The following is an 18,512-nucleotide window of genomic DNA, read 5'->3' as shown; positions in this document are numbered from 1 at the left end:
AGGCATGGCGCGGTCCGGATCCCTGCCGACCGGTGTGTCCGGCGGCAGCCGGGCCCGAGGGGGCCGCGTAGTCCTCCGGGGCAGGGGTCTGCGCGAGGATCCGCCAGGCATCAGCGGGCGTGTACGGGCCCCCGGGCTCCGTCGGTGCCGGCGCGTGCGTCTGCCCGGGCTCCGGCGGAGAGACGTACGCCCGGCCGTGCCGACCGGCGGACCCCTGGCCGTACGACGTCGACTCGCCGTACGAGGTCGACGGAGACGACGAGAGCGGGGGCCCGGCCGTCTCGCCCCCCGGCTCGGGCTCCGACGGAGAACGGAACCACGGTGAGACCTGTTGCTCCGAGGCCTCACTCGGTACCTGATACGGCACATGCCCCAGAGCCCGGCCCGCGGTCTGCCCCGCGGCGGGTCCGGAAACCTGGTCCTGTGCGGACACCTGGCCGGCGCTCTGTCCCGGCAAGGGGTCGTTCAACGGATCGCGGAGCCGTCCGACAGCCGCCTCGAACGCACCGGAGTCGCCGTGCGGCTCTCCGTGCGGCGACTCCGCGTCGCGTTCGGGGCGGAGTGCGGTCACGCGCCGACCTTGCCGACCACCGGCGCAAGCCCCGCGGACCGTTCCACGGCACCGGCGTCCCCGCAGACCACGAGCCAGTTGGCGAGCATCCGGTGCCCCCACTCGGTGAGCACCGACTCAGGGTGGAACTGCACTCCCTCCACCGGCAGGTCCCGGTGCCGCAGCCCCATCGCGATCCCTGTGTCCGTCCAGGCCGTGACCTCCAACTCGTCCGGGACGGTGCCCCGTTCGACGGCGAGGGAGTGGTATCTCGTGGCGGTGAACGGCGAGGGGAGCCCCCCGAAGACACCACTGCCCTCGTGCGTCACGCGGGAGGTCTTGCCGTGCAGCAGTTCGGGCGCCCGGTCGACGACTCCGCCGTAGGCGACCGCCATCGACTGCATCCCCAGGCACACTCCGAACACCGGCACCCCGGTGTCCGCGCAGTGCCGGACCATGTCGACACAGACGCCCGCCTGCTCCGGAGTGCCCGGCCCCGGGGACAGCAGTACGCCGTCGAATCCGTCCTGGGCGTGCGCGGTCCCGACCTCGTCGTTGCGCAGCACCTCGCACTCGGCTCCGAGCTGGTAGAGGTACTGGACGAGGTTGAAGACGAAGCTGTCGTAGTTGTCGACGACGAGAATGCGTGCACTCATCGGGCTGAAGGTCCTCCGCCGTTGTCGACCGTCACATCATTGAACGGAAGCAGGGGCTCCGCCCAGGGGAAGACGTACTGGAAGAGCACGAAGACGATCGCCAGTACCAGGACGAGCGAGATCCCCGCCCGCACCCAAGCGTTCCCCGGCAGATGCCGCCAGATCCAGCCGTACATCCTGTCCCTACTTGCCGGTGCCGAAGTCGATTGCAGCACCCAGACTAAGGGTCGGAGCGTGTGGCGGGTGGGTCAGCTGCGCAATGCACCGGGGTTGCCCCGCCCGAGGCCCGTGCTGTTTCGAGGTGTGCCCAAACGATCAGCCGGTGGCTGTGCCCACTCCGGCTCGCGGGTGGTCAGGGTGAGATGGCGGCCCGGCCGGTCGAATCCGGCCTTCTCCGGGACCGGGGCGAGGACCGAGGTGTCCGACGGGAGCGTGCCGTACGGCGTCCCGTCGACGCGGTAGGTGACCAGGTCGCGCCGTCGGTGAGCACCACGGCATCGCCGGGCCGCAGTGCCGGGAAGTCCTTGAACGGGTCGCCGTACGTGCGACGGTGCCCGGCGACCGCGAAAGTTTCCGGTTCCGCCGAGACCGGCCGTGCGCTCGTAGTGGCCGAGCCCCCTCTGGAGGGGGCGGGCGTCCGTGCCCTCGAGCACGGGTTCGGCCCACCTGTCACCGGAACGTGGGATGTGCATCACGGCGAAGACTTTCCGCGCTCATACGGCCGCGCCGGGGCCGTACGTCCCGGCTGCTCCGTCCGCCCCGGCCCGGCCGCCGGGCCGGCGGACCACCGTTCCTCGAGCCGGCCGATTCCACGGTGCATCGCGCTCTCGGCCCCGAATCCCGGTCCAGACAGCACATGGACGACCAACAGCACGATGACGGCGCCCACGGTGACAAAGACTTCGCTGGGCGTTCTGACGATCAGTCGCACGGTCACCGTCATCGACACCGGCGGTCCTTCGGTCGCGGCTACTCCGCGGGCCTTGCGTGGTGCAGATCCACCGTGCCGGAGTAACCGGGCAGAGTCACCGCTCTGTGCTGGTCGACTTTCCAGCCCAGACCGTAGGCGTTGACGTACTGCATGTAGTTCTGGATCGTCGGGGAGTCGGCCAGCGCCTTCTGGAGCCGGGGGGTGCTGCCGACGGCGGTCACCTTGTAGGGGGGCGAGTAGACCCGGCCCTGAAGGATCAGGGTGTTGCCGACACACCGGACCGCGCTGGTGGAGATGAGCCGCTGGTCCATGACCTTGATGCCCCGGGCCCCTCCCTGCCACAGCGCGTTGACCACGGCCTGGAGGTCCTGCTGATGGATGACGAGGTCGTTGGGCTGCGGCTCGGGCACACCGGGGATACGGGCGGTGGCGTTCGGCGGCGCGTCCGTCAGGGTCACGGTCAGGCCGGGGCCGCTCAGCTTCTTGGTGCCCGCGGCCTGCTCCAGTGCGTTGAGCTTGCGCTTCTCCGCCTCTGTGCTGCCGTCGTCACGCTCGGCGAGCCGTTCGACCTGGCCGCGCGCCACCGCCGCTTCGTCGTCGAGCCGGGCGTTCTTACGACTGCGCTCCCTGATCAGGTCGGACAGTCTGAGCATCGAGTCGTCGGTGCGGAGGTTAGTACCCTGGGCCGTGTTGAAACTCGTCCAGAAGATGAGTCCGGCGAGGGCGAAGACCGCGGCGGTCAGCAGACGCACCGGACGGAACCGGCGGGTCCGCGTGGACCGGTCGGTGACGGAGTCCGCTGGATTGCTCACCGTACCCTTATCTCCTTCTGCGCCGCGGAAGGACTACGCTAACGGACGCCCGGGGGAGGCAGTACGCCCCGTCCCTCCTCGCCCCGGCGACAGACCCAGATCACTGCGCGGTCACGCAGCGCATCGACAGGAGAGCCCCTCGTGCCGAAGTCACGCATCCGCAAGAAGGCCGATTTCACGCCGCCTCCGACGAAGCAGACCAGCATCAACCTCTCCAGCGGCCGCAGCTGGGTGGCACCGTTGATGCTGACGATGTTCCTGATCGGTCTGGCCTGGATCGTCGTCTTCTACGTGACCACCGGTGAACTGCCGATCGGTTCTCTGGGCAACTGGAACATCGTCGTCGGCTTCGGCTTCATCGCTGCGGGCTTCGTGGTCTCCACCCAGTGGAAGTAGCGGCGCGCACCGTCGGCCGCAAGCCTTGCCCCAAGGTTGCCCACAGAGTTATCCACAGCCCTGTCCACATGGGGAAAAGGTCAGAAGATCTGTGGATAACCCGTTGAGCATTGACGCCGGTGTGACTGGTGGTACGTCCTACGGCCCACCAGTCACCCCGTGTCCTTCCAGGGAAAACGCAGGTCAGTGCGATTACGTGAGACCACCCCGCACAGCACGCACAAGATCCGCCACCCGCTGTGGACAACTGACCTGTCCCGGCTGCTCGAAGCGCCTCAACCGGTGAGCTGGAGGGTCCGTACCCACACCACCGCGACAATCGCCAGCAGTGTCACCAGGCAGGTCGTCCGCTGCACGAGAGCGCGGTGCTGCCGGGGGGCGTGCACCATCCCGTAGGCCACCGCCGCGCCGACGACCAGGCCCCCGATGTGGGCCTGCCAGGCGATATTGCCCCAGGTGAAGGTGAAGACCAGATTGAGCGCCAGGAGCGCGATCACCGGTCGCATGTCGTAGTCCATCCGGCGCATCAGCACGGCCGTCGCGCCGAGCAGACCGAAGATGGCACCCGAGGCACCGAGTGAGGGCTGGTTCGGGGCCGCGAGCAGATACGAGAGCGCGCTGCCGCCGAGGCCGGAGAGCAGATACAGCGCCAGATAGCGCACCCGGCCGAGGGCTGCCTCCAGCGGCGGGCCGAGCCACCACAGGGACAGCATGTTGAAGGCGATGTGCATCACCTGCTGGTGCAGGAACATCGCGGTCAGCAGCCGGTACCACTGGCCTTCGGCGACTCCCTCTCCGATGCCCTGGTACCGGAGGCTTCCGACCAGGTCCAGCTCATTCACCAGCCAGTCGCCGGCACCGAGCACCGCGAACCAGATCGCCAGATTGAGCGCCAGAAGGATCTTGGTGACCAGACGCGGATCCTCGGTCAGTGTGCCGCCCGCTATCGTCCGCGGGCGGGTCGCGCGCGCCGCACGGCCGGTCCCGGACCCTTCGCGCACACACTCGGGACACTGGAAGCCGACAGAGGCGCTGACCATGCACTGCGGGCAGATGGGCCGGTCACAGCGGGTGCATCGGATGCCGGTCTCCCGATCCGGATGCCGGTAGCAGCCGTGTGTGCCGCCCGCGGCCGCGGTACTGTCCGGGCTTCCTGGCGACTGATCCATCGGTCCCTCGTCTCCCTGCTCAACGGGTGGCCTGCCAAAGACCGGCCCCGCCCCTCATACGGACGGGCGGGGCGGGTTGGTTCCCGTTCGGGTCAGCCTTCGCGGGTCTCCACGACGACTGACTCGATCACGACGTCCTTCAGCGGACGGTCGGTGCGCGGGTTGGTCTGGGTGGCCGCGATGGCGTCCACGACCTGCTGGCTCTTCGGGTCGACGACCTCGCCGAAGATGCTGTGCTTGCCCGTCAGCCAAGCCGTCGGCGAGACGGTGATGAAGAACTGCGAGCCGTTGGTGCCCGGGCCGGCGTTGGCCATGGCGAGCAGGTAGGGCCGGTCGAACGCGAGGTCCGGGTGGAACTCGTCGCCGAACTCGTACCCCGGGCCGCCGGTGCCGTTGCCCAGCGGGTCGCCGCCCTGGATCATGAAACCGCTGATCACCCGGTGGAAGACCGTGCCGTCGTACAGCTTGTCCTGGGACCGCTTTCCGGTCTGCGGGTGAGTCCACTCGCGAGTGCCCTCGGCGAGCTCGACAAAGTTCTTGACCGTCTTCGGCGCGTGGTTCGGCAGAAGCCGGATCTCGATGTCGCCGTGGTTGGTCTTCAGGGTGGCGTAGAGCTGCTCAGCCACGATCTGCCTTCCGTAGTTTTCACTGACGTTCACCGATCCTCGCACGGACTCGGGCGCGACGAGTAGCCGCCGAACCGGGAGCGCGTGGCGGCAAACCGTGGCAGTGTCGGGAGGGGCTCCCCATGGCCCCTGGATCTGCTTTTGGCGAACTTGACCCGGATGCCTGTCCGCGCATGCCGTACGGACCCCGGGCGGGCATGATCTCTTATCGGGTGGAAAGGCGAAAACCGTACCGCCACCGAGGAGGAGGATCCCGTGACCCGCATCGACAGCGTGCGCGCCGCGACCGGCACCGCGAAGGACAGCGTGCTGCACGCCGCGGAGGTGGTGGCGCCATACGCCGGCACGGCCAAGGACCAGGCCGTGCACTACGCGCATGAGGCCCGCGTACGGCTGGCGCCCAAGGTGTCCCAGGCCGCACAACAGGCCCGTGACACCGCACTCGTCCAGTACGACGCACACCTTCAGCCCCGCCTGCAGCAAGGCTTTCAGCAGGCCCGTGAGTCGCTCCCGCCGAAGGTGGACGCCGCCGCGACGCGAGCGGCGAAACGCGCTCGCAAGGCGGCACGCCAGGCGGCCGAGTACACCGTGCCCCGGGTCGAGCAGGCCGTGGCGGCCGCTGAGCCCGTGCGCGAGGAGGCGGTGGAACGCAGCGCTGCCGCGATCGCCGCGCTCCGCGGACAGGTGACCACCGCGGAGATCGAGAAGCTGGTGAGAAAGCGTCGCCGCCGGGCCGCCTGCGGCCGCGCCGGCAAGCGGATGCTGGTGCTCGGCGCGCTGGTCGGAGGCGCCGTCGCCGTATGGAAGTGGTGGGACAAGCAGGCCAATCCGGACTGGCTCGTCGAGCCCCCGGCCGCCACGGAACTCGGCGACCGCCCGCCGCTCACCTCCGTCGACGGCAGCGAGCAGACCGCTCTGGACCCGGAGGTCCAGGCCAAGCAGGCGGAGTCGGAGCAACGCGAGCGTGGAGACCAGGGCTGAACAGCGCCACCCCGGGACGTACCGCCATCGGAACCCCGGACGCACCGCCCTACGCAGAGCGGCGGGAGACCACAGGTCTCCCGCCGCTCAACTTTCGGGGTGGAGCCTAGGGGAGTCGAACCCCTGACATCTGCCATGCAAAGACAGCGCTCTACCAACTGAGCTAAGGCCCCGAAGGTGGTGAAGCCGACGGCTGCGCACCGCTGCCCCGCCGACTGCCGCAGACCAGAGTACCGGGTCTTCGGAGGAACCCTGCAAAAGGATAAGGGACTCCCGATCGGCAGTCACGCTCCGTAGGATGTCGCGCGAGGTTCGCAGCAGCGAAGGGGAGTCGTGATGGACGCAGCACAGCAGGAAGCCACAGCCAGAGCCCGGGAGCTGCAGCGCAGCTGGTACGGCGAGCCGCTGGGGGCGCTCTTTCGCCGGCTGATCGACGACCTCGGCCTCAACCAGGCACGGTTGGCCGCTGTGCTCGGGCTGTCGGCACCCATGCTGTCGCAGCTGATGAGCGGTCAGCGGGCGAAGATCGGCAACCCTGCCGTGGTGCAGCGGGTCCAGGCACTCCAGGAGCTGGCGGGCCTGGTCGCGGACGGCAGCGTCAGCGCCGCCGAGGCCGCGGACCGCATGGAGGAGATCAAGAAGACCTCCGGGGGATCCGTACTGAGCACCACCTCCCAGTCCACTTCGAGCTCCGGGGCGCCCACGGTCCGGCGGGTGGTCCGCGAGATCCAGTCGCTGCTGAGGTCGGTCGCGGCGGCGGGAGACATCATCGAAGCTGCGGACACGCTGGCCGCGAGCCAACCCGAACTGGCGGAGTTCCTGCGGGTGTACGGCGCCGGACGGACCGCCGAGGCGGTTGCCCACTACGAGTCGCACCAGGGCTGAGGAAGGCGCAAGCGGGGCCGTCCCACCGTGACGGTCCCCGCCCCCCGCGGCCGTCGGCCACCCTCCGTCCCGGTCACGTGGCGCGCCTCTCCGCCTCCTCTCGCGGCACTCTCTTCGGAGACCCTCTTCGGGACCCACTTCTTCGGCGCCCTCTTCGGGCGTCCTCTTTCGAGCACCCACTTCGGCGTCCTCTTCGGCACCCCGTGCGAACGCCGATGTCCGCTGCTCCGCCACCGGGCTGAACCACTACCCGTCTGCTATGAGTCCGTGCCCCTGACCGTTCCTGTTCCATCACGCCGTTGCGGACCACGGCCGTTTCCGGACCGGTATGCGGCAGCCGGCGAAGCGGCAGACCCGCCAGAGCTCCACAGCCGGCATCGCGTATACACATGAAGAGACTCGCCTTGGCTCCCCCGGAGCTGGCAGAGTCCTCCAGGTACAGGGCGCCTGGCGAACCGCTGAGGCGGTCGCCCACGACGAGGCGGACCAGGTTGAGTGGCAAGGGGGCGGACGCGGAGCCATGGGTGAGGTATTCGCTGGCCGGTACGAACTGGTCGACCCGATCGGACGCGGCGGGGTGGGCGCCGTGTGGCGCGCATGGGACCAACGGCGGCGACGCTATGTCGCGGCCAAGGTGCTGCAGCAGAGCGACGCGCACACGCTGCTGCGGTTCGTCCGTGAGCAAGCGCTGCGGATCGACCACCCCCATGTGCTGGCTCCGGCGAGCTGGGCGGCGGACGACGACAAGGTGCTGTTCACCATGGACCTGGTGCGCGGCGGCTCGCTGGCCCACCTCATCGGGGATTACGGCCCCCTGCCGCCCCGCTTCGTGTGCACACTCCTCGACCAGCTGCTGTCGGGCCTCACCGCGGTCCACGCCGAGGGCGTGGTGCACCGCGACATCAAGCCGGCCAACATCCTGCTCGAGGCCACTGGTACGGGGCGGCCGCATCTGCGCCTGTCCGACTTCGGTATCTCGATGCGCAAGGGCGAGCCCCGGCTCACGGAGACCAACTATGTGGTGGGCACGCCCGGTTACTTCGCTCCCGAGCAGATGCTGGGCGCGGAGCCGGACTTCCCCACGGACCTCTTCGCGGTCGGCCTGGTGGCGCTGTATCTGCTGACCGGCAGCAAGCCGGACTCCCAGGCGCTGGTCGAGCATTTCCTGGCCCATGGCGTACCGGGCGCGCCCGAGGGCGTACCGGAGCCGCTGTGGCAGGTGCTCGCCAACCTTCTCCAGCCCGACCCGCAGGCCCGCTTCCGCACGGCCACGGGCGCGCGCAAGGCGCTCACGGCCGCCACGGAGATGCTGCCGGACGCCACCCTCGAGGAGGAGGCCGTCGAGGTCTTCGACCACATCGGGCCGCTGCCCGCCGGGTTCGGCCCGGACGGGCCCGCCTCCGGCCGTTCGGGCGGTGACACGCACCGGACCTCCGCACCACCGTCGCCGTCGGAGACGGGCAGCTTCCAACTGGCTCCTCCCGCGCAGCGCGCCGAGCAGCCGAGCACCCCACCGACGCCCACGCCCACGCCCATGCCCGTACCGCCGCCGGGCCGGCAACCCGTCCACTCCACTCCCGGTCCTCCGCCTGCCCATGTGCCTTCCCCCTCCCCCATCACGGGCCCGGACATCTCCCATGTCCCGATGTCCGCGGTACGGCGTCATGACGTTCCTACTCGTCCATACACCGCTCAGAACCCACAGGTTCCCTCGCCTCCGCCGGCCTCGCCACGTCCCTCGCAGATTCCGGCCCCGCCACGCAGACCGGGACCGCCCCCGAAAGTGACGATCCCGGTACTGGCCCTGGCGCTGCTGTGCTTCGCGGTGGGCTTCTGGGCTCTGAACGCGCGCTGACTCACCAGCTCCGCGGCGGACCGTACTGCTGCTCCTGCTGAGGAGACTGGTACGGCAGATGGGGCTGCCCCGGCTGGGCTCCGGGTGGCGACTGCGTCGAGTGCGGTACCACAGGGGTGGACGGCGCCGGGGTTACGGTGGCCGGTGTGCGCCGCCGTGCGACGAGCATCCACACCCCGAGCCCGAGCACGAGGACCGTACCGGTACCGATGCCTGCGGTGGCGACGAGGCCCATGGTGTCGCTCTCTGCGCTCTCGGCAGCCGTCTGTCCCTTGTCCGCCATCTCCCGGTCGTCGGCGGTGACGCCGAAGCCCGCCTTGGCCGCGTCTCCCGCGTATGCGGGCCCCGCCTTCGGCGAACCCTTGAGGTCGACCCGCAGGGTGAGGTCCGTACCGCTCTTGAAGAACTGTGCGGTGTCGGGGTGCATGGAGACAGCGAGGTAGTACCAGCCGGCGAAGCACATCGCCGAGATGTCGGCAGTGCTGCTGAAGCGGTTGCCGTAGTCCACCGGCGCGGTGAACAGCTTGGCCGCCGACTGCTTTCCCTCATAGTCGGCGAAGTTGTCGTCGTCCACCGCTCCACGCGCCGGGTTGTACGCCGCCAGCCCGAGCCCCTGGGGCACATAACCGTCGGAGATGTCCTTGTTCCCAGGGGCGTTCGGCAGCTCCGCACTCACGTTCAGCTGCTGGCCCCAGTCGACCGGCACCCGGTAGAAGCGGGTCTCACCGGGCTTGATCCTGTCCCGCCAGACACCCTTGCCGACCGACCGGGCGTCATTGAAGCCGGTGCCGCCCCTGGCCTCCTTCTTCGTTGCCCCGCTGGGCGGCACGGGCGTCGCCGAGCTCCAACTGCCCTTGCCCGGCTCCGCGGGGATGCTGCCCTTCAGGCCGGGCTCGGACATGTAGCGGATCTCGATCGGCCAGCGGCCGGGGTCGGACGTCGCCTCTCCTTCGCGTGCCACCTTGAGGAGGTACGGGCCGGGGCTCTGGCACTGCGTGACCCCACCCCCGATACGCCGAGAGGCGTATGCGCCGATGGGGTACGCCATGCCGTCGCCCGCGAACGTCGCGTCCCCGCTCCCGCACTCGTTGCCCTCGTTGTCCTCCAGCACGACCTTGAGGGTGTCGCCGTAGTCGGCGATCTTGGTGCCGGGCGCCGGCGCCGCCACCGCCGAGATGAAGGCGCTGGACTTGGCGTCCAAGGTCACGCCGTAGTACCGCTCTTCGCCACGCCCGATGGTGTCGGTGTAGACCCCGGGCGCAATCGTTTCGGCGTCCGCGCTGCTCGCGACGCCGTGGGCCTTCTTGGCGCCCTCCGCGGTCCGGTAGGCCGGCAGGTCGCCCGCGCCGTCCGCCAGAGCCGTCCCCGGCATCACCGCCACGGCACACAGCGCCGCCACCGCGGCAAGGCCACCTCTCCCCGCCCGACGCCTCACCACGAGCCACTCCTCATCGGATCGTCCTGTTCTTCCTCCGCACCCGCCCGTAGGCCACCGCCAATCCGGACAGGAGCACGATGCCCACCCCACACGCAACGGCCGCGATCACCGGGCCGGAGGTCCATCCTCCACTGTGACCGTCCCGGCTGTCCTCCGAGGGGCGAGGAACACCGGCGGTCACCAGTGGTGCGTTGTGCTGCGGCCCGGACTTCTCCTTGCCCAGCACCGCCACGCGCAGCCGGAAGCCGATGTGCGGGTTCTCGGCGATCTCAGCGGCCCTGGCTCCCAGCGTGACCGCGATGTAGAAAGTGCCTTTGTCGTGCACCGGAATGGTGTTGGGGTGGCTCTCGTAGCGATTGGTCCACGCGACGGGCACCGTGCCCATCTCGAGAGCCATCGGCCGACCGTTGTAGACGGACTGCGGGCTGAACTCCCCGGTGCCGCCGCCGACGGGGTGCCGGGCCGGGGTGTAGACCTGGGTGGCGCCGTAGGAGGTCGCCGAGCTGTATCCCTTCACGGTCGGCTCGTTGGCGAATTCCACGTCGTACCGCAACTGCTGTCCCCAGCCCACCGCCACCTTGTACCACAGGGTCTGCGACGGCAGGACGTCGTCCCGCCAGACGCCCTGCCTGATCTGCCGGGCGTCATTGAAGCCCGTTCCACCGGTGACGTCCTTCGGGGCGGTCGTGGGCAGCAGCGCCTCCTTGCCGCCCGCGCCGTACTCCGGCTCCGACTGCGCCGGGGTGACGCTCTTCGGCAGGGGCTTCTCGACGTCGTACGTCAGCTCCAGTGGCCACCGAGAGGCGTCCGAGCCGTCCGATGCCTTCCTTTCGACCGCCAGCCAGTACCGGCCCGGCTCATCACAACTGCCGCCTCCTTTCTCGGAAGGGATGCGGCTGACCCCCGAAGTGATCGGTGTCGCGCCCTCCTTCTGCCCGGACAGCTCGGTGCTGGACTCACAGACGGTGTCGGTACCGGACTCCACGCCGGTGCCCAGCACATCGGTGACATCCACCGCGACGCCGGGCTGCGGTACAGCGGTCGCGGAGAAGTTCACGGTCGACTTCCCGTCCAACTCGACCGCGTAGTAGCGCTTTTCGTTCGGCCCGATAGTGTCCAGGTACTGGCCCGGTACGAGACGGGGAGCCCCCTTCCTGCCCGGGGCCCCTTCGGCCTTGGCGCCCCTGAAGCGATAGCCGTCCGCCGAGAGCTGCCCTGCACGCTGGAGTTGGCGCGCCAGCGCCTTCGCGTCGGGTGCGTCGTAGTAGCGGCCGTTGCCTGCCTCCGCGATGCATTGGAGCTGCTCCCGAGCCTTGCCTCGGACCTGGAAGCCGATGGCGTCGATCCGCAGGTCGACCCCGTTCCTGCCAAGCTGCTCGGCGATCTCGCAGGGCGGTGGGGACTGGCAGTTGTCCTCGCCGTCCGAGATCAGCAGGATCGTGCGCTGACCGATCGATCCGCCCGTGCGCTCGGGGAGGTCCGCGGCGGCCTTGTGCAGCGACAGCCCGATGGGGGTGTCGCCTCGGGGCGTCACCTTCGCGACAGCCTGCTTGATACCGGCACGGTCCACCGGCTTCACGGGGTGCACCAGCCGTGTGTCGTCGCAGCCCTTGGGCTTGTCCGCACCATAGACCCGAAGCCCGGCGGGATAGCCGTCCGGCAGAGCGTCCACCACCGTTCCGACGGCCTTTCGGGCGGCGGCGATACGCGTGCTGCCCGAGCCGTCGTCCTCGGCCATCGAGCCCGATGAGTCCAGCACCATCACCATGCTGCTGGTCCCGTCGACCGCCGCACCCTCGTCAGAAGGCGCCGCCCGGGCCGGCAGCGGGGCGGCGAGTGCCAGGAGCACTCCGCCGATCAACGCCCGCGCCAACCGGCGGTGTCGTCGTGCCATGTCGCCTGCCCCTTGCCCTGAACACGTCAATCTTTGCTCTTGCAAGCTAAGGGTGTGCTAAAGCAAATACAAGGGGACCGGCGTCACGGTCCTGCAACAGCGGACCGCACCGCCCTCCGACGCACGAAGCCCCGGCTGCTCGGCAGCCGGGGCTTGTCAGGACTGTTTCGTCTCACACACCCGAACCTGCGGGCACGGAGTCGGTCGCCTCCGTCCACAGATCCTGCTCGGCGCGATCCGCCTGGATCTGGCGGTACACGAGGAGTCCGCCGATGGCGGCCAGTGCGACCAGGAGAAGCTTCTTCACCGCGCGACCTCGTCCTTCTTTGACGTAGGGGACCTCTGGCGCCCGACTATACACACCGACCGATACCGTTCGGTGACCTACGCCGGACTCAACTGACCTCACCCGCCAACGCATCAGGCCCGGCAGAGAAATCTCTGACCGGGCCCAATCACGCGGTGGGGCTAACAGGACTTGAACCTGTGGCCTCTTCCTTATCAGGGAAGCGCTCTAACCGTCTGAGCTATAGCCCCGCGCTGCACCGAAAGATTAGCGCACGTCGGGCGCAGTCCCAAAATCGGTTACTCGTCCTCCGCCAACGTCAGCTCGACGCCACCGACGAAGCCCGCCGACAGGTTGTAGATGAACGCACCGAGCGTCGCCAGCGCCGTGGCCAGCACGATATCGATCACCGCGATGATCGAGGTGAACGCCAGCACCCGCGGCAGCGACAGGAAGGACTGCAGATCGAAGCCGTTGCCCTCGTTCGACCCCGTCGCCTCGCTGATCGTGCCGCCGACCGTGCTGAAGACCCCCATCGCGTCCATGACCATCCACAGCACCGCGACAGCCACAATCGTGCAGATTCCCAGCGCGATGGAGAGAAGGAAGCTGACCTTCATCACCGACCACGGATCGGCCTTGGCCACCCTCAGCCGGGCCTTGCGGATGCGCGGCGTCGTACGCGCGCCGGGGCGCGGCCGCCGTACGGACTGCTGGTGCCCCGCCTGGGATGCCCGCCCGCCCGTGTCCCCTCCGCCGCCGGCGGGCGAGGGATAGGCCTGCGGCGGGTGGTACGGCTGCCCGGACTGCGGCTGAGCCTGCGGTTGCGGCTGAGGCTGAGGCTGAGGCTGGGCACGCAGCTGGCGTGTGTCCGTCGTCGTCCCCCCGCCCTGAGGGTCCTTCCGGGACGAACCGTCCTGCCGCCCGCCGCCCTCCCCGGCAGGGCCACGGGCGCCTTCCGGCGCGGTCGCGGGCCCGGAGGGTGCTCCACCCTCGGCTCTCGGACCGCCCGCCCCGGCGCCCGTGGCTCCACTCACGATCTACTCCTCGTGCTCGTCGACCGGGGCCTCTGCGCCCTCGGCCGCCTCCGGCGCGGCCGCTTCGGCTGCGTCGGCGATCTCCTCGACCTCTTCAGCCTCACGACCCGCCTCGGCGTTCCGGGCGATACCGACCACGGCATCGCGCTTGCCCAGGTTGATCAGTTGGACGCCCATGGTGTCACGGCCCGTCTCCCTGACCCCGCTGACCCGCGTACGGATCACGCCACCGCTCAGCGTGATGGCGAGGATCTCGTCGTTCTCCTCGACCACCAGCGCTCCGACCAGCGAGCCACGGTCCTCCACGATCTTGGCGGCCTTGATGCCGAGGCCGCCGCGACCCTGGACACGGTAGTCATCGACATTGGTCCGCTTCGCGTAGCCGCCGTCGGTGGCGGTGAAGACGAACGTACCGGGCCGGACGACATTCATCGAGAGAAGTTCGTCTCCTTCACGGAAACTCATTCCCTTCACGCCCGACGTAGCGCGCCCCATGGGCCGCAGCGCATCATCCGTCGCGGTGAACCGGATCGACTGCGCCTTCTTGCTGACCAGCAGCAGGTCGTCCTCCGAGGACACCAGCTCGGCACCGATCAGCTCGTCCTCGCGGCCGTCCTCCATCTCCCGGAGGTTGATCGCGATCACACCGCCCGAGCGCGGCGAGTCGTAGTCCTTCAGCGGCGTCTTCTTCACCAGGCCCGACTTCGTGGCCAGTACCAGATACGGGACCGCCTCGTAGTCGCGGATCGCCAGGATCTCGGCGATCTGCTCGTCCGGCTGGAAGGCCAGCAGGTTCGCCACATGCTGACCCCGCGCGTCCCGGCCCGCGTCGGGCAGCTCGTACGCCTTCGCCCGGTACACCCGGCCCTTATTGGTGAAGAACAGCAGCCAGTGGTGGGTCGTCGAGACGAAGAAGTGATCGACGATGTCGTCCTGCTTGAGCTTCGTACCGCGCACACCCTTGCCACCGCGCTTCTGCGAGCGGTAGTCCTCGGTCTTCGTGCGCTTCACATAGCCGCCGCGCGTGATCGTGACGACGATGTCCTCTTCGGCGATCAGGTCCTCGATGGACATGTCGCCGTCGAACGGCACCAACTTGCTGCGCCGGTCGTCGCCGAACTTGTCGACGATCGCCGTCAGCTCCTCGCTGATGATCTGCCGCTGGCGCTCCGGCGAGGCCAGGATCGCGTTGTACTCGTCGATCTTCGCCTGCAGCTCGTCGTGCTCCTGCACGATCTTCTGGCGCTCCAGGGCCGCCAGCCGGCGCAGCTGCATCTCCAGGATCGCGTTCGCCTGGATCTCGTCGATCCGCAGCAGATCCATCAGGCCACCGCGCGCCACCTCGACCGTCTCACTGCGCCGGATCAGCGCGATGACCTCGTCGATGGCGTCCAGCGCCTTGAGCAGCCCCCGCAGGAGGTGGGCCCGCTCCTCGGCCTTGCGCAGCCGGAACTTCGTCCGGCGGACGATGACCTCGACCTGGTGCGCCACCCAGTGCCGGATGAACGCGTCCAGCGGCAGTGTCCGCGGCACCCCGTCCACCAGCGCCAGCATGTTCGCGCCGAAGTTCGTCTGAAGCTCGGTGTGCTTGTAGAGGTTGTTGAGGACGACCTTGGCGACGGCGTCCCGCTTCAGCACGATGACCAGCCGCTGGCCGGTCCGCGACGAGGTCTCGTCCCGGACGTCCGCGATCCCGCCGATCCTACCGTCCTTCACCAGGTCGGCGATCTTCTGTGCGAGATTGTCCGGGTTCACCTGGTACGGCAGCTCGGTGACCACCAGGCACTGCCGACCCTGGATCTCCTCGACCTCGACGACGGCGCGCATGGTGATCGAGCCACGCCCGGTCCGGTACGCCTCCTCGATGCCCTTGCGGCCCACGACCAGCGCACCGGTCGGGAAGTCCGGGCCCTTGATGCGCTCCATGAGCGCGTCCAGCAGCTCCTCGTGCGAGGCGCCCGGGTGCTCCAGCGCCCACTGCGCGCCTGCCGCCACCTCCCGCAGATTGTGCGGCGGGATGTTCGTGGCCATACCGACCGCGATACCGGCCGCGCCATTGATCAGCAGGTTCGGGAAACGGGCCGGCAGAACCGTCGGTTCCTGGTTCCGCCCGTCGTAGTTGTCCTGGAAGTCGACGGTGTTCTCGTCGATGTCCCGGAGCATCTCCATGGACAGCGGCGCCATCTTGCACTCGGTGTACCGCATGGCGGCCGCCGGGTCGTTGCCCGGGGAGCCGAAGTTGCCGTTCGAGTCCACCAGCGGCATCCGCATGGACCAGGTCTGGGCCAGGCGCACCAAGGCGTCGTAGATCGAGGAGTCGCCGTGGGGGTGGTACGTACCCATGACGTCGCCCACGACGCGGGCGCACTTGTAGAAGCCCCGCTCGGGCCGGTATCCGCCGTCGTACATCGCGTACAGCACACGGCGGTGCACCGGCTTGAGACCGTCGCGGACGTCGGGCAGCGCACGCGAGACGATGACGGACATCGCGTAGTCGAGGTAGCTGCGCTGCATCTCCGTCTCGAGCCCGACGGGCTCCACGCGCAGGCCCACGCCCTCGATGGTCGCGGGCGTGCCCTCGGGCGTGACGGTGGACTCGGGAAGGTCAGGAATGTCGGGGGTGTCGTCGGCCATGGCTGGTCGAAGTCCTTTCGGGGAGCGGCGTCGGGGGCCGACTCAGATGTCGAGGAAGCGGACGTCCTTGGCGTTGCGCTGGATGAACGAGCGCCGCGCCTCGACGTCCTCGCCCATCAGCACCGAGAACAGGTCGTCGGCCTGGGCCGCGTCGTCCAGGCTCACCTGGCCGAGGACGCGGTGGTCGACGTCCATGGTGGTGACCCGCAGCTCCTCCGCGTTCATCTCGCCGAGACCCTTGAAGCGCTGGACCGAGTCGTCCCGGATCCGCTTGCCGTTCTGCCTGCCGAGCTCGATCAGGGCGTCCCGCTCCCGGTCCGAGTACGCGTACTCGAAGTCGTCCCGACCCCACTTGATCTTGTAGAGCGGCGGGCGGGAGAGATAGACGTGCCCGGCCTCGACCAGGGGCCGCATGAAGCGGAACAGGAAGGTCAGGAGCAGGGTGTTGATGTGCTGACCGTCCACATCGGCGTCCGCCATCAGGATGATCTTGTGATAGCGGAGCTTGGTGATGTCGAAGTCCTCGTGGACTCCGGTACCGAACGCCGAGATCAGCGCCTGGACTTCCTGGTTCTGGAGAATCTTGTCGACGCGGGCCTTCTCCACATTGAGGATCTTGCCTCGGATCGGCAGGATGGCCTGGTACTGCGGATTACGGCCGGACTTCGCCGAACCACCGGCGGAGTCACCCTCGACGATGAAGATCTCGCACTTCGTCGGGTCGTTCGACTGGCAGTCGCTCAGCTTGCCCGGCAGCGAGGCGCTCTCCAGCAGGCCCTTCCGACGGGTCAGATCGCGTGCCTTGCGGGCGGCGACCCGGGCCGTGGCGGCCTGGATGCCCTTGCGGATGATGTCCGCGGCCTCATTGGGGTTGCGGTCCAGCCAGTCGCTCAGATGCTCATGGACGATCTTCTGGACGAAGGTCTTGGCCTCCGTGTTGCCCAGCTTGGTCTTTGTCTGACCTTCGAACTGCGGCTCACCGAGCTTGACCGAGATGATCGCGGTCAGACCCTCGCGGATGTCCTCACCGGTGAGGTTGTCGTCCTTCTCCCGGAGCAGCTTCTTGTCGCGCGCGTAACGGTTGATCAGACCCGTCAGCGCGGCGCGGAAGCCCTCCTCGTGGGTACCGCCCTCATGGGTGTGGATCGTGTTCGCGAAGCTGTAGACACCCTCGCTGTACTGCGAGTTCCACTGCATCGCGATCTCCACCGAGAGCATCCGCTCCGTGTCCTCGGCAGCGATGTCGATCACCGTGGGGTGGATCAGATCGCCCTTGCGGGAGTTCAGGTACTTCACGAAGTCGACGATGCCGCCCTCGTAGTAGTACCGGACCGACAGCGGGTTGCCCTCCTCGTCCACATGGTCCGGGCGCTTATCGGTCAGTGAGATGGTCAGTCCCTTGTTGAGGAACGCCATCTCCTGGAAGCGCCGGGACAGCGTCTCGAAGGAGTACTCGGTCGTCTCGAAGATGTCCGGATCCGCCCAGAAAGTGACGGTCGTCCCTGTGGTGTCGACCGGCTCGTTCTTGGCCAGCGGGGCGGTCGGTACACCAGCCTTGTAGTCCTGTGTCCACCGGTAACCGTCGCGCCGGACCTCGACCGAGACCTTGCTCGACAGGGCGTTGACGACCGAGACACCCACGCCGTGCAGACCACCGGAGACCGCGTAGCCGCCGCCGCCGAACTTGCCGCCCGCGTGCAGCACGGTCAGCACGACCTCGACCGCCGGCTTCCCCTCGGAGGGAACGATGTCCACGGGGATGCCACGGCCGTTGTCGACGACCCGGACGCCGCCGTCCGGCAGGATCGTGACGTCGATCGTGTCGGCGTGCCCGGCCAGGGCTTCGTCGACGGAGTTGTCGACGACCTCGTAGACCAGGTGGTGCAGACCCCGCTCACCGGTCGAGCCGATGTACATGCCGGGTCGCTTGCGGACGGCGTCCAGACCCTCGAGGACCGTGATGGCGCTCGCGTCGTACGACGGCTTGCCCGTCGCGGACCCGTCGCCGGAGCGCGGCGCGGCTCCGTCGGTGGTGGAAGCGGTGTTGTTCTCGTTGGGGTTGCCGGAATCGGCCACGAAGCGCCCTTTCTGGCACAGCACAAGCCGTCTCCGGGGCATACAGGAGCGGCTGCGTCGTTCGTCTTGTTCCGCGAGTGGGCGGGATTGCTCTCTAGTCTACCGGTAGCGCCGACATGAATGGGGGTTTGCGGGCGTCTGAGTCCGCATGTGCCGCCCTGGATCGGCATCCGCCGACTCCCCATATGCGGCCCGGGGCTCCAAGAGGCTCACGAGGGCGTTCAGCGCTTCCGAGCGTCAACCCTTCACTACGGTGAGGGACACCCCGTCCGTACCTTCGCCCCCG

15 protein-coding genes, 2 tRNA genes and 1 pseudogene are annotated in these 18,512 nt (G+C 68.7%); 4 read left to right on the top strand and 14 right to left on the bottom strand.

All coding sequences use genetic code 11. The annotated features are described in order from the left end of the window. Positions 1-567: 567 nt before the first annotated feature. From ACTWQE_RS00320 to ACTWQE_RS00305, 4 genes and pseudogenes are all read right to left on the bottom strand, one after another. A complete protein-coding gene (locus tag ACTWQE_RS00320) occupies positions 568-1,206 on the bottom strand; it encodes an aminodeoxychorismate/anthranilate synthase component II (RefSeq protein ID WP_443326700.1) in 639 nt (212 codons plus the stop codon). Then, positions 1,203-1,382, bottom strand: a complete 180-nt coding sequence (locus ACTWQE_RS00315; protein ID WP_432092321.1) for a hypothetical protein — start codon at positions 1,380-1,382, stop codon at positions 1,203-1,205. Before ACTWQE_RS00315 ends, ACTWQE_RS00320 begins: the two co-directional genes overlap by 4 nt. Positions 1,383-1,454: 72 nt before the next feature. After that, positions 1,455-2,143: pseudogene (locus tag ACTWQE_RS00310) on the bottom strand (class E sortase). A 32-nt stretch (positions 2,144-2,175) separates the two neighbouring features. After that, a complete protein-coding gene (locus tag ACTWQE_RS00305; RefSeq protein WP_443326699.1) occupies positions 2,176-2,949 on the bottom strand; it encodes a DUF881 domain-containing protein in 774 nt (257 codons plus the stop codon). A gap of 141 nt (positions 2,950-3,090) precedes the next feature. Here ACTWQE_RS00305 and crgA point away from each other — a divergent pair, with 141 nt between their 5' ends. Next, positions 3,091-3,345 (top strand): cell division protein CrgA, encoded by a 255-nt coding sequence (gene crgA, locus ACTWQE_RS00300; protein WP_443326698.1) that lies wholly within the window; start codon positions 3,091-3,093, stop codon positions 3,343-3,345. Between the two features lie 275 nt (positions 3,346-3,620). Here crgA and ACTWQE_RS00295 read toward each other — a convergent pair whose 3' ends face one another. Both ACTWQE_RS00295 and ACTWQE_RS00290 read right to left on the bottom strand, forming a co-directional pair. Beyond that, the gene (locus ACTWQE_RS00295; RefSeq protein WP_443326697.1) at positions 3,621-4,514 is read right to left on the bottom strand and encodes a rhomboid family intramembrane serine protease; all 894 of its coding nucleotides are present in this window, start codon (positions 4,512-4,514) and stop codon (positions 3,621-3,623) included. Positions 4,515-4,606: 92 nt separating this feature from the next. Beyond that, entirely contained in the window at positions 4,607-5,140 is a 534-nt protein-coding gene (locus ACTWQE_RS00290; RefSeq protein ID WP_443326832.1) for a peptidylprolyl isomerase, read from the bottom strand. Between the two features lie 255 nt (positions 5,141-5,395). On the opposite strand from ACTWQE_RS00290, the gene ACTWQE_RS00285 reads away from it, so the two are divergent. Further along, a complete protein-coding gene (locus ACTWQE_RS00285) occupies positions 5,396-6,121 on the top strand; it encodes a DUF5324 family protein (protein ID WP_443326696.1) in 726 nt (241 codons plus the stop codon). Between the two features lie 100 nt (positions 6,122-6,221). Here ACTWQE_RS00285 and ACTWQE_RS00280 read toward each other — a convergent pair. Continuing rightward, a tRNA-Ala gene (locus ACTWQE_RS00280) sits at positions 6,222-6,294 on the bottom strand. A gap of 163 nt (positions 6,295-6,457) precedes the next feature. Here ACTWQE_RS00280 and ACTWQE_RS00275 point away from each other — a divergent pair. Together ACTWQE_RS00275 and ACTWQE_RS00270 are read left to right on the top strand one after the other, a co-directional pair. After that, positions 6,458-7,006 carry a helix-turn-helix domain-containing protein gene (locus tag ACTWQE_RS00275; RefSeq protein WP_443326695.1) on the top strand — a complete coding sequence of 183 codons (549 nt, stop codon included), beginning with the start codon at positions 6,458-6,460 and terminating at the stop codon, positions 7,004-7,006. 520 nt (positions 7,007-7,526) lie between these two features. Then, a complete protein-coding gene (locus ACTWQE_RS00270; RefSeq protein ID WP_443326694.1) occupies positions 7,527-8,861 on the top strand; it encodes a serine/threonine-protein kinase in 1,335 nt (444 codons plus the stop codon). Position 8,862: 1 nt separating this feature from the next. Here the strand turns inward: ACTWQE_RS00270 and ACTWQE_RS00265 are convergent, their stop codons facing one another. From ACTWQE_RS00265 to gyrB, 7 genes are all read right to left on the bottom strand, one after another. Then, entirely contained in the window at positions 8,863-10,299 is a 1,437-nt protein-coding gene (locus tag ACTWQE_RS00265; protein WP_443326693.1) for a hypothetical protein, read from the bottom strand. A gap of 10 nt (positions 10,300-10,309) precedes the next feature. Further along, the gene (locus ACTWQE_RS00260; protein ID WP_443326692.1) at positions 10,310-12,193 is read right to left on the bottom strand and encodes a vWA domain-containing protein; all 1,884 of its coding nucleotides are present in this window, start codon (positions 12,191-12,193) and stop codon (positions 10,310-10,312) included. Between the two features lie 172 nt (positions 12,194-12,365). Then, entirely contained in the window at positions 12,366-12,500 is a 135-nt protein-coding gene (locus ACTWQE_RS00255) for a DLW-39 family protein (RefSeq protein ID WP_003958712.1), read from the bottom strand. A gap of 156 nt (positions 12,501-12,656) precedes the next feature. After that, positions 12,657-12,730 (bottom strand) — tRNA-Ile (locus tag ACTWQE_RS00250). A gap of 48 nt (positions 12,731-12,778) precedes the next feature. Next, complete coding sequence (locus ACTWQE_RS00245; protein WP_443326691.1) at positions 12,779-13,516, bottom strand: DUF3566 domain-containing protein; 738 nt, start codon at positions 13,514-13,516, stop codon at positions 12,779-12,781. Positions 13,517-13,519: 3 nt separating this feature from the next. Continuing rightward, a complete protein-coding gene (gene gyrA, locus ACTWQE_RS00240; protein ID WP_443326690.1) occupies positions 13,520-16,150 on the bottom strand; it encodes a DNA gyrase subunit A in 2,631 nt (876 codons plus the stop codon). Positions 16,151-16,192: 42 nt separating this feature from the next. Continuing rightward, positions 16,193-18,250, bottom strand: a complete 2,058-nt coding sequence (gene gyrB / locus ACTWQE_RS00235) for a DNA topoisomerase (ATP-hydrolyzing) subunit B (protein WP_443326689.1) — start codon at positions 18,248-18,250, stop codon at positions 16,193-16,195. Between the last annotated feature and the right edge of the window lie 262 nt (positions 18,251-18,512).

It is taken from the genome of Streptomyces sp. 8N706 (assembly GCF_052245415.1).
In the GTDB taxonomy this organism is placed as follows: Bacteria; Actinomycetota; Actinomycetes; order Streptomycetales; family Streptomycetaceae; genus Streptomyces.
Note: the sequence above shows the minus strand (reverse complement) of the source record. Positions and strands in the feature narration are given on the sequence as shown.

Excerpts from the sequence above, each read along its gene's own strand:
- ACTWQE_RS00320 (WP_443326700.1), bottom strand. The coding sequence starts at position 1,206 with ATGAGTGCACGCATTCTCGTCGTCGACAACTACGACAGCTTCGTCTTC.
- ACTWQE_RS00315 (WP_432092321.1), bottom strand. The coding sequence starts at position 1,382 with ATGTACGGCTGGATCTGGCGGCATCTGCCGGGGAACGCTTGGGTGCGG.
- ACTWQE_RS00295 (WP_443326697.1), bottom strand. The coding sequence starts at position 4,514 with ATGGATCAGTCGCCAGGAAGCCCGGACAGTACCGCGGCCGCGGGCGGC.
- ACTWQE_RS00275 (WP_443326695.1), top strand. The coding sequence starts at position 6,458 with ATGGACGCAGCACAGCAGGAAGCCACAGCCAGAGCCCGGGAGCTGCAG.
- ACTWQE_RS00270 (WP_443326694.1), top strand. The coding sequence starts at position 7,527 with ATGGGTGAGGTATTCGCTGGCCGGTACGAACTGGTCGACCCGATCGGA.
- ACTWQE_RS00260 (WP_443326692.1), bottom strand. The coding sequence starts at position 12,193 with ATGGCACGACGACACCGCCGGTTGGCGCGGGCGTTGATCGGCGGAGTG.
- gyrA (WP_443326690.1), bottom strand. The coding sequence starts at position 16,150 with ATGGCCGACGACACCCCCGACATTCCTGACCTTCCCGAGTCCACCGTC.